16 protein-coding genes are annotated in these 15,421 nt (G+C 41.0%); 8 read left to right on the forward strand and 8 right to left on the reverse strand.

Annotation, left to right across the window (positions count from 1 at the left end; translation table 11 throughout):
* Window positions 1-10 precede the first annotated feature (10 nt).
* Complete coding sequence (locus AC0UA9_RS05605; protein WP_475658108.1) at window positions 11-1,477, reverse strand: methyl-accepting chemotaxis protein; 1,467 nt, start codon at window positions 1,475-1,477, stop codon at window positions 11-13.
* Window positions 1,478-1,702: 225 nt separating this feature from the next.
* Between AC0UA9_RS05605 and AC0UA9_RS05610 the strand changes: the two genes are divergently transcribed.
* The gene (locus AC0UA9_RS05610) at window positions 1,703-2,845 is read left to right on the forward strand and encodes a cytochrome P450 (RefSeq protein ID WP_475658111.1); all 1,143 of its coding nucleotides are present in this window, start codon (window positions 1,703-1,705) and stop codon (window positions 2,843-2,845) included.
* A gap of 97 nt (window positions 2,846-2,942) precedes the next feature.
* Here AC0UA9_RS05610 and AC0UA9_RS05615 read toward each other — a convergent pair whose 3' ends face one another.
* Genes AC0UA9_RS05615 through AC0UA9_RS05625 form a run of 3 tightly spaced genes read right to left on the reverse strand, consistent with a single transcriptional unit; the run spans window position 2,943 to window position 5,919 of the window.
* The gene (locus AC0UA9_RS05615; RefSeq protein WP_475658113.1) at window positions 2,943-4,706 is read right to left on the reverse strand and encodes a GMC family oxidoreductase; all 1,764 of its coding nucleotides are present in this window, start codon (window positions 4,704-4,706) and stop codon (window positions 2,943-2,945) included.
* Window positions 4,706-5,368, reverse strand: a complete 663-nt coding sequence (locus tag AC0UA9_RS05620; RefSeq protein ID WP_475658114.1) for a gluconate 2-dehydrogenase subunit 3 family protein — start codon at window positions 5,366-5,368, stop codon at window positions 4,706-4,708. Before AC0UA9_RS05620 ends, AC0UA9_RS05615 begins: the two co-directional genes overlap by 1 nt.
* On the reverse strand, window positions 5,368-5,919 hold the full coding sequence (locus AC0UA9_RS05625) for a thioredoxin family protein (RefSeq protein WP_475658117.1): 552 nt from the start codon (window positions 5,917-5,919) through the stop codon (window positions 5,368-5,370). Before AC0UA9_RS05625 ends, AC0UA9_RS05620 begins: the two co-directional genes overlap by 1 nt.
* 172 nt (window positions 5,920-6,091) lie before the next feature.
* Between AC0UA9_RS05625 and rph the strand changes: the two genes are divergently transcribed.
* Both rph and pyrE read left to right on the forward strand, forming a co-directional pair.
* The gene (gene rph, locus AC0UA9_RS05630) at window positions 6,092-6,805 is read left to right on the forward strand and encodes a ribonuclease PH (RefSeq protein ID WP_475658118.1); all 714 of its coding nucleotides are present in this window, start codon (window positions 6,092-6,094) and stop codon (window positions 6,803-6,805) included.
* Between the two features lie 37 nt (window positions 6,806-6,842).
* The gene (gene pyrE, locus AC0UA9_RS05635; protein WP_475658120.1) at window positions 6,843-7,508 is read left to right on the forward strand and encodes an orotate phosphoribosyltransferase; all 666 of its coding nucleotides are present in this window, start codon (window positions 6,843-6,845) and stop codon (window positions 7,506-7,508) included.
* 27 nt (window positions 7,509-7,535) lie between these two features.
* Here pyrE and AC0UA9_RS05640 read toward each other — a convergent pair whose 3' ends face one another.
* The 3 genes from AC0UA9_RS05640 to bioH all read right to left on the reverse strand — a co-directional run bounded on the left by AC0UA9_RS05640 (window position 7,536) and on the right by bioH (window position 9,766).
* Window positions 7,536-8,471, reverse strand: a complete 936-nt coding sequence (locus AC0UA9_RS05640) for a putative metalloprotease CJM1_0395 family protein (RefSeq protein WP_475658122.1) — start codon at window positions 8,469-8,471, stop codon at window positions 7,536-7,538.
* 84 nt (window positions 8,472-8,555) lie between these two features.
* Window positions 8,556-8,846 carry a hypothetical protein gene (locus AC0UA9_RS05645; RefSeq protein WP_475658124.1) on the reverse strand — a complete coding sequence of 97 codons (291 nt, stop codon included), beginning with the start codon at window positions 8,844-8,846 and terminating at the stop codon, window positions 8,556-8,558.
* A 62-nt stretch (window positions 8,847-8,908) separates the two neighbouring features.
* Window positions 8,909-9,766, reverse strand: a complete 858-nt coding sequence (gene bioH / locus AC0UA9_RS05650; RefSeq protein WP_475658126.1) for a pimeloyl-ACP methyl ester esterase BioH — start codon at window positions 9,764-9,766, stop codon at window positions 8,909-8,911.
* Between the two features lie 56 nt (window positions 9,767-9,822).
* On the opposite strand from bioH, the gene AC0UA9_RS05655 reads away from it, so the two are divergent.
* Window positions 9,823-10,578, forward strand: a complete 756-nt coding sequence (locus AC0UA9_RS05655) for a ComF family protein (RefSeq protein WP_475658127.1) — start codon at window positions 9,823-9,825, stop codon at window positions 10,576-10,578.
* Between the two features lie 98 nt (window positions 10,579-10,676).
* Here AC0UA9_RS05655 and AC0UA9_RS05660 read toward each other — a convergent pair whose 3' ends face one another.
* Window positions 10,677-13,247, reverse strand: coding sequence for a M14 family zinc carboxypeptidase (locus AC0UA9_RS05660; RefSeq protein ID WP_475658129.1), 2,571 nt, complete (start codon window positions 13,245-13,247; stop codon window positions 10,677-10,679).
* Window positions 13,248-13,431: 184 nt separating this feature from the next.
* On the opposite strand from AC0UA9_RS05660, the gene nfuA reads away from it, so the two are divergent.
* The 4 genes from nfuA to AC0UA9_RS05680 all read left to right on the forward strand — a co-directional run bounded on the left by nfuA (window position 13,432) and on the right by AC0UA9_RS05680 (window position 15,397).
* A complete protein-coding gene (nfuA, locus tag AC0UA9_RS05665; protein WP_475658131.1) occupies window positions 13,432-14,010 on the forward strand; it encodes a Fe-S biogenesis protein NfuA in 579 nt (192 codons plus the stop codon).
* Window positions 14,011-14,037: 27 nt separating this feature from the next.
* Entirely contained in the window at window positions 14,038-14,286 is a 249-nt protein-coding gene (locus AC0UA9_RS05670; RefSeq protein WP_475658132.1) for a hypothetical protein, read from the forward strand.
* Window positions 14,287-14,305: 19 nt separating this feature from the next.
* Window positions 14,306-14,677: a VanZ family protein gene (locus tag AC0UA9_RS05675; RefSeq protein WP_475658135.1), complete on the forward strand. Its 372-nt coding sequence runs from the start codon at window positions 14,306-14,308 to the stop codon at window positions 14,675-14,677.
* 264 nt (window positions 14,678-14,941) lie between these two features.
* Window positions 14,942-15,397 carry a hypothetical protein gene (locus AC0UA9_RS05680; protein WP_475658137.1) on the forward strand — a complete coding sequence of 152 codons (456 nt, stop codon included), beginning with the start codon at window positions 14,942-14,944 and terminating at the stop codon, window positions 15,395-15,397.
* Window positions 15,398-15,421 lie beyond the last annotated feature (24 nt).

Raw genomic sequence — 15,421 nt, forward strand, 5'->3', positions numbered from 1 at the left:
GAGAACACAATTAAGAAAAACGCCTCACACTATTGCTGAGTACTTTAGTCGACTGGTCAATATGTTCTGATTCTTCTCCTAATTGCGCTATACGCTTAACATCATCAAGGGCAAGCTTGCGCATAGCATCTGTATTTTTCGCAATAGCTGCTGTCACCGAAGACTGCGCCTCAATAGCCGTTGCAACCAGCCTTGCATTGTCTGTTGAGTTGGTGACTAAATCAAGAGAATTTAACACCTTTTTACTCGTTGCCTCAGATACTTCAAGGATTGAGTGCACCGCTTCAATACATAACCCCATCGCCTCTGTTGATGACTTTGAATAACCATTAAGTTTAACTAACGTATCACTTATTTTATCTGTACTTTCTTTGGTTCTCGTTGCTAAAGCCCTAACTTCATCAGCAACCACAGCAAAACCTCGCCCTTGCTCACCTGCTCTAGCGGCTTCAATCGCGGCATTTAAGGCAAGTAAATTGGTTTGATCGGCAATACCAGTAATCTCGCTTAATACTGTGGTGATCATTTGGCTAGATTGCGCTAATGATTCTATTTCAATATTCGTGCTGTTCAGGGTTTTCGCCAGGTTATGGTTTTGTTGGTTGATAGTATTAATGTCTGTATTGGTTTCTTGTGTCAATGCATTTACCTGCGTCATTTGCTCACTGAGTGCTGACGTTTCATTGGCAATTGAATTAACAGTACCAACAAGCTCTTCAATTGATGTGGCTATCATATCCGTTTCTTGTTTGCGTGCATCCGCAGAATGAGTCATCTCACCTTGTGTTTTTAGTAAGTTATTTGCGTTATCCACCAACTCTGCCGTTTGGCTTTTAACCTCAACAATGACACGCTCAAGCCGGGCTAACAAGGTGTTGAAGCGTTTTAATACTCTGCTTTTCTTGTTGTTGACCCGCACTGATAAATCAATAGCACGCTCATCTGCTGTTAGCTTTTCAGTGACTAAGGATAACTCTTTACCTACATAACCATTGTCACGCAAAGACTTGGCAATAAAAGCCGCAAGCAATGCTTCAACTATGGCATAAACGGCATGAATAATAACAGTAGAGAAGGCTAGTCTGTCTTGATCAAAAACATAAATAGCCATGTTATTCGTCTGCATAAAATAAAAAGAAAAATGGTGAATGGCAACAACCGCAATGGCCGAGACAAAAACGCGCCAATCCCTAAAAATAATCAAAAAAGCCATTAAAATAAATATTTCAAAATGAACTTCAATTAAACCGTTCATTTGGTGAATATGCAAAGCCGCATAAACCATAGCACCGATAGCTGCGGTATGCTTAGTTAATGCTGCTGAGGGTGCTGTTTTCATAAGCCACAAAGCAATCACGGTCGTTGGTAAACCGATAACAATCGCTTCTAAAAAGGTATTGTTTACAAACGCCATTGCGATTGATTCTAAAAATAAAATAGAAAAAAGCGCCGTAAATAATTTATGGGTATTCGTCATAGGGGGATTACCTTACTTAGCTTAATAGCGTTAGTATAAATTACACTTTGCAAGCATTTATGCACAATGGTTTACAAAGCCTTTATCAAGAATAGTAGCTTACCCTGAGAATTTTATCTCGTATATTATTCTTGATCAAACTAGTAGAAATTAAACGTTTTTTCGCTATATAGATATAACATAGTGGCTTATCATGGGGAGAGCTATTGAAATTAAGAGGTGAATATGACCGACCACATGCCTGATGACCTGTCAGCTAAAAACCGTGATTTTCGCGCATACACTGACGAATTAAGAGTGAAACACCCGATAGGAAAAAATATCGCCGGTGAATGGGTATTACTTCGCCATGCAGAAGTATGCGCAGCGGCACTGGATGATGCAACTTTTTCAAGTCAAGTTTCTCGTTATTTGCAAATTCCTAATGGTTTAGATGGTGAAGAACACACACAGTATCGAGAAATTATTGAACGTTATCTTAGCTACGAAGCTTTAGTACCCTATGTCGCTACCTTTGAGCAAGTCGCTCAACACTTAATGAGCGAATTACCCCAAAATACATGCCTTGATGCGGTAAGTGATATAGGTGCTCTGTTTGCGGTACGTGCGCAATGTGCTTGGCTTGGTTGGCCAGCAGCATTAGAGCCGAAACTATTAGCGTGGATGGCTGACAACCATGCTGCAACTCGCTCGGGAGACCCAGCTAAACTAGCCGAAGTAGCGGAAAAATTTGATAGTATCATTCGTTCAGTTATTCAACCCCGACGTGCACAAAGCTACGCTGGTGCTGATGATTTAACCGCACGCCTTTGCCGAGAGACTATCAATGGCAGGCCACTTAGTGAAGCTGAATTAATTTCTATTTTGCGTAATTGGACCGGTGGTGATTTAGGCTCTATTGCGTTATGTGTAGGTGTTATTGTCGCCTTTATTGCTGAGCGGCCAGAGTATATCGAGCAACTGCGCTTAGCAAACAACGATGAAGTTGAAGCTTTTATTGACGAAGTATTACGCCTTGACGACCCTTTTGTGTCAAATCGTCGCATGACTAAATGTCCTGTAACTATTGGCGGGCAAAACATTCCCAGTGGGGCAACGGTAAAGTTAAACTGGACTTCAGCTAATCGTGACGAAGCAATATTCAATGACAATAAGTTTGATCCTCAAGGCAATGCAAAATCAAATATTGTTTATGGTATTGGTAAGCACGTGTGCCCAGGTAGGTTATTAGCTACTTGGGAGTTACGCATTGCCTTACAAGCACTGTTAGCCAAAGCTGTAACCATTGAGTTTGCTCCAAATAAAGCCGTTGAACGAGAAGTTGCGCCTGTTGGTGGCTACCACAGCGTCCCTATTATTATTACTTAGTCACGCTATGAAGCACCACAACTCATCATAACGAGCATTTATCATCTGGCGCACATGGCTAAAAAGCACTACCGAAAACGCAACAACTAGTGATGTTTTACCTTGTTTTCGACAATAGCCATTGCGCTTTTATATGCTCAGCAACACGAAAAGCATTGGCGTAAATAGTAAAGGTATACGGCACACTACCCCCTGTAGGCATAAAGGAACCGTCAGTAACATAGAGGTTTTTTACTTCATGGGCTTGGCAGTTTTTATCGAGTACTGACCTTTTAGGATCGTCACCAAAACGACAGCCCCCCGCCATAAGGTTAGTGGCAGGGTAACCGCTAACAGAAGACGAAATATTCTTTGCCCCGAGGGCTTGCAGTAGCTTTTCAGCTTTTTTCGACAAGTATTTAGCCACGGCTAAGTCGTGCTCATGATAACCAATACGCACTTTTGCCACAGGGTCACCCCATTGGTCTGTTACTTTATCATCTAAACTAACAAAACAATCGTCGGTGGGCAGCCAGTCATTAAAAACCTCAAAACGCAGCGTTTTATAACCTGTAAACTCTGCTTTTAACACTTGTTTAAATTGCTCGCCCCAGATTAATTGTTCATTATTGTTTTCATCATATTGCCACTGATGTCCGTTCGCTCTTGCAATTGGGTTTTGATGAAATAAAAAATCAATCGTGCCGCCTTTAGCAACCCCCTCTTTATTAACACCACTATTTTTACCGGTGAAATTTTGGCTAAATTTTTTGTCTTTTATTTGATACCAATCTTGTAAAGCACGATTGATAAAAGGCCCTACTTGCTTAAGCTCATTGGCTTGTGCTTCACTTAAGTCAGAAAAAATAAAGTCACCCTGACCAACGCCGCCACCACTAAATAATAAGTTTTTACCTACTTGGCCACTATTGTTTGCTAATCCACTAGGGAATTTATCGCCGGTTGATGCCAACAATAATCGAGACGTTTCCACCGCCTGACATGCCACCACATAAATTTTAGCCTGAACTTGCCGCTTTCTCCCAACGTGGTCATAATAATGTACGCCAGTAATATCACCCGCATTATCCGTCGCTATTTTATATACTTTGGCGTTGGGTGTAATAGTGCAGTTACCTGTCGCAACAGCAGGGTTTAATAAAGCTGCCCTAGCACTACCTTTTGCGCCAGTAGAGCAGCCATAGCTGCTGCAATAGCCTGAGTATTCACAGCTTTGTCGCCCCATGTTAGGCGATGCTATGTTGGGTTGAGATAAAATAGCCCGAGGCACAGGAATCGCATGGTAGCCAATTTTGGCTGCGGCTTTATCTATCCAAGCTGAAATAGGCAACTCTGCCACTGGCGAGTAAGGAAAGTCTGTTGAACGCGGCTCTTGATGTGGATGGTCAACAACACGGCCTGAAACACCTACAATTTTTTCCACCATCGCGTAATAAGGTTCAAGATCTTGGTAACTAATAGGCCAGTCGGCAACGTTTGCCCCATTTATCTCGCCAAATTCAGATTTTAAACGAAAATCAACCGGCTTAAGTCGATGAAAATAGCCGCTCATAAAGTTGGCAGAACCGCCAACAACGTTGCCATTCCACCAACTCCACCCTGACTCACTAGTCGCTGTGCTGTGCCAATAAGATTCATTGTTATCGTTAATATACTCCTCTTCAATAACGTGCTGTTCTTGTGCTAATTTGGGGTTATAAGCATCGTGTACACTAATAGTCAGCTCGTCTTTATAAAAATCTTGTTCCGTTAGCCAAGGCCCCTTTTCTAGTACCACTACTTTAGCGCCAGCTTCTGCTAACCGATAAGCAATGGGGGAACCACCAGCACCACTACCAATAATACAAATATCAAAGCGCATTAGTTAACCTCGTTTGTATTAATGCGCGTCAGTTTTATAATGCTAGCGCGCGCGGGTAACTCAAAGTATCGTTGTCCTTTTTCTGGCAATGGAAAGCCAGCTTTATGCCCAAGCCATTGCCAACCAACTCCCTCAGTGTTACCACTGTATGACGGTGGCGCTAACATAGCTTGTAAAATATAACCCAGTAGCATATTAAGCCAATTACTGCCCGCGGTTGATTGGCTTATGCTTTTAAGTAACTGCTCTTTTTCGGTAAAGGTAAGTTGCACAAACACCTTATTTTTTTCACTTTCTGCGTAACTATTAAGCCAACCAACGCCTTTAAAAATGAACTCTTTTTCATCTTCTTCAATGGGGTGAATCGTGATGACTTGGTGTAAGTAAGCCAAGGCATGAATATCTTTTGCGCTGGGGCCTGTTGGTGATGCAGGCAGCAAGTGGTTTAACGTGGCATCAAGTGTTAACCAAGGGTCTGATTTAGCGCGCTGTAATAGTGATTGTTGCTGATTCACAGTGAAACTAAAAGCGGGTAAACTCGCCACAGCGCCCATACCAGCGGCCGATTTCAATAAAACACGGCGCGAATGTTGTTGCTCTTTTAAAAAACGAGGCGTTTTATACTTTGTGTCAAAAAAGGACTTAATTGATGATAAGTTCATTATTTCTCTGCCGCGTACTGGCTCATCGAGCTGTCTTGAATGACAACTGTATTTCTGCTTGGTGACCATGTATCAAGGAAGGTTAGCCAATACTCTCTTGAATAGTTATTACCCAATAGTAATTCCGCCGTGTCTTTTGATACCAGCATTTTGCCATTAGCATCTGAAATAAAGATGTGTGGATAACCCAGCACAGGGGGTAAGTCTTTCATAAAGGCGGTATTCTCATTGCTGTCGCTCACATTAACTTTCAGTACAACATAGTTGGTATGTAATGCCTGATAAACGTCGGGGTTGTTATGTAAAAACACATCCATTTTTTGACACCAACTACACCAGTTGCCCCCCACCTCTATCAGCACTTGTCGATCTGTTTCTTTTGCTAATTTAATTGCATTTGTCGCATCGGTAAACGGGTCGCTTTTATCATCGTACACTTTGCTATATTGCGGTAAGTTTTCGTCAGTTTCAGCCTGTGCTGGAAGCATTGTTACTGTAACGGCAACTAGCATACATATAATGTGGGGTAGCCTTGTTAGTAAAGTTATCATTTTATTCTACTTTAAGTGATGCTCAGTGTATTTATGCTGTAATCTAATCACACAATTTTAGCTCTCTAATTGGGTAATTGATCACATAACCTAGTTACTATATTTCAAATTACCCTTGTGTGCATTATAATGGCGCGCATATTTCATCGTTTTTTCATTTAAAGGGTATTACATGCGTCCAAGCGGCAGAACATTAGGACAAATTCGTCCAGTAACTATCACACGCCAGTTCACGAGTCATGCAGAAGGCTCTGTATTAATTGAGTTTGGCGAGACAAAAGTTATTTGTACCGCTTCAGTAGAAGAAGGTGTACCTCGCTTTTTAAAAGGCCAAGGCAAAGGCTGGGTTACAGCAGAATATGGCATGTTACCTCGCTCCACCCACAGCCGTATGCGCCGTGAAGCAGCTACTGGCAAACAAAGTGGTCGTACCCTAGAGATCTCTCGTCTAATTGCGCGAGCTTTACGTGCCGCAGTCGACTTAAAAGCCTTAGGAGAGAATACAATTGCCGTTGACTGTGATGTTATTCAAGCAGATGGTGGCACTCGTACAGCTTCTATTACCGGTGCTTGTGTTGCATTAGTTGACGCGCTTAACTATATGCGCGCTAAAGATATTATTAAAATGAATCCTCTTAAACACATGATAGCAGCAGTCTCTGTGGGTATTTACCAAGGTGAGCCGGTATCTGATTTAGATTACGTTGAGGATTCAAATGCAGCAACCGACATGAACGTGGTGATGACCGATACTGGTAAATTAATTGAAGTGCAAGGTACTGCTGAAGAAGAACCATTCAGCTTTGATGAAATGCAAGCCATGCTAGACCTCGCTAAAAACAGTATTAACGAATTATTTGAGTTACAAAAGTCAGCGTTAATTTAATTGTTAAATAAGTTATATACCGGTAGGAATGAATAAAATGAAAGATTATCAACGTGACTTTATCGAGTTTGCTTTAGAGAAGCAGGTATTACGTTTTGGTGAGTTTACCTTAAAATCTGGCCGCATCAGCCCCTATTTTTTTAATGCCGGTTTATTTAAAACCGGTGGTGATTTAGCACGTTTAGGCCGCTTTTATGCTGCGGCTTTAGTAGATGCCAAGATTGACTTTGATCTAATATTTGGTCCTGCTTATAAAGGTATTCCTATTGCTACAACCACGGCGGTTGCTTTGTTTGACCACCACAAGCAAGACATACCCTATTGTTTTAATCGCAAAGAAGCGAAAACTCATGGCGAAGGCGGCTCATTAGTGGGCGCAGAGCTTAATGGTAAAGTGATGCTTGTTGATGATGTAATCACTGCTGGTACAGCTATTCGTGAATCGATGGAAATTATTAAAAGCCATAATGCCGAGCTTTCTGGGGTATTAATTGCGCTTGACCGCCAAGAAAAAGGACAAGGTGAATTGTCTGCAATTCAAGAGGTTGAACGTGATTTTTCTACTCAGGTTGTGTCAATTGTTACCTTAGGTGATGTCATCACTTTCCTTAAAGAGAAGCTAGCAACAAAACAGGGTGATGAGTCTGAGCTAACCGCTAGCTTAGCGCGCATTACGCAATACCGCCAAGATTACGGTATTTAACCACTAGAATAAGCCAATAGAGAAAAATTAAGCCGTTAGTTCAAAGTGAGACGTCGACGGCTTCTCATAAGCTTGCATAATATGAGCATAAAACCCCTCTATTCTTAAGGCCCGCTTTACTATGACTTCCGATTGGCTAACTGTTGCCCCAGCTTGACTATCTGAAGCGACGTCATTTTTATCACGGGCGCTTGTACTCTTGTCTTCATCTGCTTGTTTAGCAGCTAACTCGTTCAATAATTCTGATTGCGCTTTCAATATTTGCTGTGCTGCTGTCGTTGCCACACTGATATCTTGAGTAGAAGGGTTAACCGGTGCTAAAGCCGCCGCATGCACTTTTTGCATTTTGGCAATAGTGGCACGGGGGTCACCACTAACTGGTGTTAAGTCAACCGAGACCTCGCCTGCAACCGCATACCTTTGCCCATCAGGCCCTTGCTCATAAGTATAGTTTGGTGTACCCGCAACAGAGCCCCCAACAGATGCGTGCGCAGATTCATGGGCGCGAACCTCTTGATCTCTTTGTTTGAGCTCATTAATAATTATCTTTTGCTCTAGTGCTTGCTCACGCGTTTGTTGCTCTTGATTATCCTGTGAGCTTACATTGGGCGATGCATCAGCGTTGGCGTTGTTAGCCTCGTCTTCTGGCGAGTCTTTGGCTGCTGGTGGTTGACTAGCTTCTTGGTTTTGTTGTTCTTGCTGCTTTTCATTGTGCTCGGCAATACTTGAGTTTGCTAATTCTGCTTGCTCGGTAATACTGGCAAAGTCAATATGGGCTCGGTGTTCAGCGGGGGTTCGGCTACGCTCTCGATCTGATGCAACACCTTTCTCTGCTGCCGACTGACCAGTCGCTGCTGGTTGGGTAATAACTTCTCGTTGATTGTTTTCTCGGCGCAAGCTTTCCGTATGCGGATTAACCACCGTTGGAATAGATAAGTTGGGCACTTGCGGGATAATATTCATAATTTAGTTTTTGCTACAGTTAATTAATCGTCAGAGTAAACTATTTATACAAAACCAAAGTTAGTGTTAACAATATTTTAGCTATTATGCCGTAACATCAAGCAGCGTACCTAAGCTATCACCTGCTGTTTGAATAACTTCTGTTGCCGCTTTTGCTTGATGCTCTGCAACTTTTAATTCAACAATTGACTGGTTCAATTCAGGAATTTCTTGCGTACTGGTGATTGCCGCTCTGTTTGCGTTATCCGGCTCATTTGCTTTTATTTCACGCGCAGCACTTGTTTCAGCGGCAATATCTGCTGCTGCTTTAGTTGCCATTTCGGTCGCGTTTTGAAAACCTTGTACACCGGAATTAAATGCTGATTGAATTTCCATAAGCCCCCCTCTTCACTCACTCTTACTGAACAATTATTGTACAAAATAAGCTAAAAGTAAAGCTAATTCGATTGAATAGCATTGTCACCTACTATTTTTAGCACCCAAGATAAAAATATTGACTTAAAATCATTGGCATGCGAAATAAAAGGGGCATGTGATGCCTGCTTAAAAACATGATAGTCACTCATGGGTGCCAGCTGCCCTATTTTCGCTATAGCCGCTTTAGGTACTAAGCTGTCGGCATCGCCATACAAGCGAAGAAATGGTTGGGTGACATTTTTAAGGCTGTGCCTATAATCGCTACTTTCTAATAATGATAATGACAAATCGAGTGTAGACTTATAGGGCATAGCATGTTGAAACACTAATTCGCTTATGAGCTTTATGTCTTGACGAACATGTTCGCTTCCCATTGCTTGTATTTTTAAAAAATTCCCAATCGTTTTTTTGGTGTCAAGTTGGAGCTGTTGGTGGAAGCTTTTGAGCACCTTAGACTTAATTCCCGGCCAAATTACCTGATTGCTTTTTGTGTGCTCTTCAATAAAATAGGGAGAACTAGCGACAGTGGCCAACGCTAATACTTTATTAGGATAAGTTAACGCCATTTCAGTGGCGACCAAGCCACCTAACGACCAGCCTAAATAAATTGCTGGCTCGGTTATTTCAGCATTAATTTTTTGGCAAATATTTGCTAAAGAGTAACAAGATACTGTTTCTTCTACTTTATGACCAAAACCTGGCAAATCAAGTGCTATTACATTAAAAGTGTCTGTAACGTGTGTTGGTAAGCTGTTAATCAATGGCTGCCATATTGCCGAGTTTAGCCCCCAGCCATGAATCAACACTAAAGACGTTTTTTGTGCATTCCTGCTTGATTTTATTTTAGCGAGGTTGGACATATTAAAAGTTTCTGCCATGCTGATAACTTAAAGGAGTAAATTAATAGGTGTATTTTACAAAATGGATGTTAATAATGAAATGGCAAAGTCAAATTCAAACACTACAAAAGCTGTATAAAAGCTTTTTATTTTCATTAGGTCAATGCGCCCTGTGCAACCACCATTTATCTGCAACTAGCAGATATGGACAAACATTGCTTTGCTCAAGTTGCTTTGCTGACCTCCCCCTGTTTAAACTAGTGACTACCCAAGGTGATTTATTAAACTGGCCAGCTATTAACAAAGCACTACCTCACATTAGCTTTGACCATTTAGTCTCGCTGTCACCTTATCTTCCCCCGTTTAATCAATGGTTACCGCAACTTAAATATCAAGGTAGGTTTGAGTTAGCGACAACGCTCGCTAATTTGCTAGCCCAACACTGGAGTCAGTTGAATTGCCTTCACTTAACGTCTTCTGTAGACCTTATACTCAGCGTGCCCCTGCATATTAACAAGTGGAAAATCCGAGGCTATAACCAAGCACATTTACTGGCGAAACCTTTTGCGCAATCTTTACAACTTCCCTACGATGCGACAGCGTTAATTCGTACTCAAAATAACACGAGCCAGGTGGGTAAAACAGGCAAAGAAAGACGTCACACATTGGCTAATGCTTTTGCACTTAACAAAACCTTGCCTAGTCACATTAAACACGTGGTGTTGGTTGATGATGTATTAACAACGGGTAGTACAGCAAGCGCAATTAGCAAGCTATTAAAAGGCGTTGGCATTAGTGAGGTCACCATTGTTACTGTGTGTTTAACGTTGCCAACAACATATAAACCTTAGCAGTCGTCAGCGCAATTTAGATTTCACTTATGCACCAATGCATAGCAACAGATTAAGTGGCGACAATATTTACAAGGGTTAAACTTTTATGCCCCAAATTAGTTAATTGGCGCACTAAACGCTTTAGCAAAAAATACGCTATTTGCTAAAAGTTTAGCGCTGCCTAACCAGTAACCTCGAAACGCTAAAACATCTGAGCTAGCAATAACCCGCCCTTTACCGTAATCATGAGCGACAATCGCTGACTTATGCGCCACAAGATCTACTAATTTTTTATCGGTGTAACCACTAAGCAATGGCGAAGCACTATATTTAGCTAAGGTGACAAATGGTTGCCGCCCAACATCCATAATGAAGGTACTGTTTCTAAATAACGGCACACTTTTGTCTGTATAGCCAAATGATAGCGGGTGTGAAGTGTCAAGCTCTGCCGAGAAAATAGCGCCGGCAATACGCTTTTTAGCACTGAGCTTTTCTTGGTCTTGGTAAGTAAACTCTTCAGTATTAAATAATTGATCAAGCTCTTTTTGACTAAGAAAATTTACCGCCAAAATATTCTGTTTAGCCAACCACTGGCTCGCGCTTTTCTGCGCAAACACAACCCCCCCTGCTTGCAACCACTTTTTCAGTTGACTAACATGGCGTGAAGACAACAAGTTATAATTACCATCAACCAGAATAAGATGGCTATAACTTGATAGCTCTATCTTGGATAAGCGAGAATGCTCAATAATACTGACAGGTATTTTTAGGGTTTCATCGAGATAAAAACGAATTTCACCTGCTTCATATTGAGAAATTCCCTGACCACCTAACAACAATACTTTGGGTGGCTTTAGAGTGTTGAATGAGTTGCTGCCCAAATCAATACCTTGGCTTGTTAATCCGCTATTAATTGTGATGAGTTCTATATTAGAATGACGCGCTAATTCAGCTAACGTTTTCCGCCAACGTTTGCCTTGTTGAATGCTTGCAGGAATAATAATAGTACCGCTCGCAAAAGAGCGTTCCTGACCTTTGACTTGACTAACAAAAGCACGCGTGGCTACTTTCGCTTTGATCTGTTTACTTTGTAATTGGTAAAGCAATTGAGGCGCTAAAAAATGGTGCCATTCGAAGGCGTAAGCATAATCTGTATTGCTGATAACCGCCTTGTTTATATGCGTAATATCTTGCCGCGACCAAGCCTGTTTATTTAACGACAGCCCTCTTGTTTTATGAAGCTTTTTAACGTTAATATTCATCGCTAACGGCAGAGTCCAGCCTGACACATCATAAAACGTATTATCAGGAAAGTCGGTTTCTTGCGTAAACAATGCTTGTATTAATCGGTATTGGCTTTGCGCTATTGGCACATAATAGCTGTTTTCTTTGGCGTGTTTTTTTCCTTTATAGTTGAAATCCTCTGTTAACTGATAAACATTAATTTGATGCTGTGTTAATTTATCTAATAGGGAATGTAAACGATAAACATCCTTTTCTTCATTAAGCAAATAGCCTTTAAACTTCTCTTTCTCTGCTTTTTTTAGTGATTGTTGATAGAAGCTTTTCCGATATTCTTTCAGTGCTACACGGTTTTTCCACGCGCCTTCAAGGGTTGAAAGTGAGGTTAAGACATGGTTTTGAATGCCATACTCAAAAGTGAGCAAACCATTAATGGTATCTTGTTGCATGCCTCGCGCGCTTGCTTGTTCAAATAGAATACCAATAGCCCCATGAATGTCTGGATAAGTTGAGCCTTTACCATAATAAAAGTCGTCAAAGTTTTCTTCGCTATAATATAAGCGCTGGGCTTGGTCCAATGCTTTTGCATGAAAAGCTGCCAACGTTTTGGTTAAGGCAACATTTTCTTTAGGGGTTAAGGGATTAGTTCTACTGGCAATACCGGGCTGAAAAAAGTAACTACTATTAGCACTCATTTCATGATAATCACCTAGCACATGCGGTTGATATTGATGAAAGTACTTAAGCCTGTGTTGGCTCTCTGCTTGTGTTAACAAAAGCCAATCTCGGTTTAAATCAAACCAGAAGTGATTTGTTCGACCACTAACCCAGCCTTGATGATGCTCAATATGGTTAGCATCGCTATTGGGCACCGAACCTCGATAGTTTGTGACCCAATTAACAAACCGGTCCATACCGTCGGGGTTTAAGCTAGGCTCCAATACGATAATGGTATTGGCCAGCATGGTTTCAATGTGCTTTTCTTCGCTAGCAGCTAAATAATAACCCAGCACCATCGCTGCATTAGCGCCACTAATTTCATCACCATGCACGCTATATCCCAACCAAACAACCAAAGGCTCATCAGGCTGTGATGAGGCTGTCGTTTTATATGGTATACGTCGTTTGGCAAGCAGCTTGTCTAACTTAGCCAGGTTTTCAGGACTAGAAACAGTGACAAGAAATTGCTCACGTTGTTGGGGGGTTTTACCAATTGCTGTTATTTTAATACGCTGAGAATGCTGCTCTAATTGTCTAAAGTATTGTTGAAGTTGATCATACCTTAAGTGCCGCTCGCCAATTTCAAAGCCAAGCGATACTTTAGGTGAGGGTATTTTTGAATTAACACTGATATGTTGGGGTAAATAGTCTTCTATTGGCTTAGCCCATAAACACCAACTAGGAGTGAGCAACAGAAGAAAAACAAGCAGGCGGCTGAATAACATAATAATTTCCCGTTTGACGACACTGTTAAAATAGCAAATAAAAACAGAGAAATCATTAGTACAGAGTAAAATGGCTATACTTGAGTAAATCAGTCAAGTATAATCAAGCTATTAGCCCCTCTGAGTCTTGAACTTTGAGGAGTTTTCCTGTTTACAATGAAAAGCACAAGCGAGTTACTGTATTATGATTACTATATCCCCTACCGCCCAAGAGCATTTTATTAAGCTATTATCTCAACAAGCAGAGGGTACACATATTCGTGTATTTGTTGTTAACCCTGGTACAGCAAAAGCAGAGTGCGGTGTATCCTATTGTCCGCCTGATGCAGTAGAGCCCGACGATTTAAAATTATCTTTTGATGGTTTTTCTGCCATGGTTGACGCTGACAGCAAAAGCTTTTTAGAGGAAGCTGAAATTGATTTTGTTACTGACCAAATGGGCTCCCAATTAACGCTTAAAGCGCCTAACGCTAAGTTGCGTAAAGTGGCCGACGATGCCCCCTTATTTGAGCGTGTTCACTATTTCTTACAAGCAGAAGTAAACCCTCAACTAGCAGGGCATGGCGGCGAATGTACTTTAGTGGAAATTACGGATGACGGTTATGTTGTTCTTGAGTTTGGTGGTGGCTGTAACGGTTGTGCCCAAATTGATGTCACTGTCAAAAACGGTATTGAAACGCAATTACTTGAACTGATGGGTGATGAAATAAAAGGCGTTAAAGATGCTACTGAACATGAACGAGGTGAGCATTCATATTACTAATAAACCTATGCTCGGTTTAAGTAACTGATGCGATATTTACTCGCTAAATTAGGTCAAAACCCAGCACGTAGCCTAACAATTTTTTTACGTGGGCTTGGCCTTTTTGCTACTGGGGTGTTTTTCATTGTTATCGGTTATTATTATCATCACTTATGGCAAGTGCTTGGTATAAGTATTACCGCTTTAGCTTGCTGTATTGCTGCTTGGGGTTACCTGGGTATTTTTGCTAACCGTTGGTTTAATATTCTAAACAAGCACCAAGCCAATCGATATTAAGTAAGTACTACGAAGATTCATGAATAATTTACGTTGTTTAATCCAGCTCATTCAAAAAAACTGGGTTTACTTAACTCTGATACTCCTTATTAGTATCGCCACCTTATCATTGTGGCCAGCAACTTACCTACCAAGTGTTCCTGGCACCGATAAAACCCACCATTTCATTGCCTACGCTGCTTTAGCTTTTCCTGCCGCACTTAAGCACCCTAAGTATTGTTTTCTGTTATTTATTGCTTTTATCACTTTTAGTGGTGCCATTGAATTGATACAGCCTTATGCCAACCGCTATGGTGAATGGCTAGATATGGTCGCCAATACCTTAGGCCTGGCTTGCGGTTGGCTTTTGGCAAAGGTGTTATTGTTTGTTTCTCAAGAGAATGCGCATTAAGGGGTTTTGTGCCCATCCCCTCGAAATGAACCTTAAGCTTGTTTTTTAACCAAATTTGAATTTATAGTTACTTATGATTAATCAAAATAAAGCATATGAAGGGGTTTGTGCTAATGCTCTCGACAATCATAAAATAACAGTTTAAGTGAAAAGGTTTTTCTGCTTTAATAAAATTCGAGATATGAGGTTAACCGTTAATATCTCAAGATACTTTCCCTTAAATATTAAAGGGAAAAATTTAACATGGATATAAGGATATTTGTTATGAAAATGAATAAAACGTTATTAGCTTTAGCTGTTATCACTAGTGCTTTCACTATGAATGCAATGGCTGTAGAACAAAAAGATGTAGAGTTGCAATTTGATCCTAGTACAGTAGAAATTATATCTGTAGACCAACTTGAATCTCCACGCGCTTTAAAATCAGAAGGAGGCATTCAGGCTTTTGCGTCAGCAGGTGCGTGGACAAAAGTTGTATATAATCCAAGCCTTTATACAGCAGGCCAATGGTATGTAGGCCCGGTGATGAGTGCTCCTGCTGGAATATCCCCTTCAGCTATAGTTCAAAATATTACTTGGCAATGGAATATATGGAACTATAACAGTAACCTACAAACATTAATATGTACAAGCACATTCAGCCCCTGTTTTGATATAAGTGGTAATTTTGGTGCAGGAGGCACTGTTAGCGGTTATAACATACCTGCCAACACATCTTAGGTATATGCATTTAAATATGCGGGC

The organism is Colwellia sp. F1 (genome assembly GCF_056238625.1).